Here is a 264-nt window from a genome sequence, read left to right on the forward strand (position 1 = left end):
CACTCGCCGCCAGGTTGCCCCGCGCTGCCGTTCGACTTGCATGTGTAAGGCATGCCGCCAGCGTTCAATCTGAGCCAGGATCAAACTCTTCAGTTTAATCTCTGTTTGTTTGCGATTTCTCGCACCGCTATTGCTAGCGGGTCGCTCACTCAAAATACTGACAGGCTACTCTTGCGAGTATCCTATTTCATTACTTCTTGTGAACATTTGATATTTTAAGTATCGCGGAGACTAGCTCCGCGTGCACTTCCATCAAACGTCCAC

General features: G+C 49.6%; 1 rRNA gene. It reads right to left on the minus strand.

Annotated elements, in window-relative coordinates:
* Nucleotides 1–96: ribosomal RNA gene (locus H3H36_RS26470) — 16S ribosomal RNA — on the minus strand; the annotation flags it as partial.
* Nucleotides 97–264 lie beyond the last annotated feature (168 nt).

This window comes from Rugamonas fusca (genome assembly GCF_014042365.1).
Taxonomy (GTDB): Bacteria; Pseudomonadota; Gammaproteobacteria; order Burkholderiales; family Burkholderiaceae_D; genus Rugamonas; species Rugamonas fusca.